Annotated in this window: 1 pseudogene; it reads right to left on the bottom strand. The window is 30.9% G+C overall.

Annotated features, from left to right (window positions below):
• A pseudogene (locus tag SB775_RS27375) lies at positions 1–524 on the bottom strand (hypothetical protein); the annotation flags it as partial.

A 524-nucleotide genomic window follows, 5' to 3' on the forward strand; every position in this document is an offset into this window, starting at 1 on the left:
CCGTTTGATGATAGAAGTTATCGAAATAAAAACTATCTTTAATAAATTCATTTAAAAATGGAGTGATTTCTTTTCCATTTATTTTTTTATTAATAACAAAACTTTGTGTAGATTCCATTGAAATTAAAATTACATTTTTACCCTTTGCAGCTCCAAATAAGTTTTTATCAACTTGTTTATCTTTTGAGTCTGTATAGTTTTTAATTTCAGAGAACCCGTCACCACTTGCAAATACACGTTCAGCTGAAGATTTAGATTGAAGTGTAATATCAAATAGATGATATGTGTATAAACCTAAATTTTTCACGACAGTTTGACGATCAAATGAGCGTGAGAACATTTGTGGCTTATAAATAACTGAAACGACAATTTGTAATGCTAATAGAGCTGTTACACCGCTAAAGAAAGTTCGCTTCTCAGTGCGAGAAAGCGGCGTCTTGTCACAAAATGCTGGGAATTTACGCGAAAGAAACATTAAAATAATCGCATCTGCAAATAAAAGTAATGTTTTGTACGTAAAGAGT

The sequence above is a fragment of the Peribacillus sp. SIMBA_075 genome (assembly GCF_046534585.1).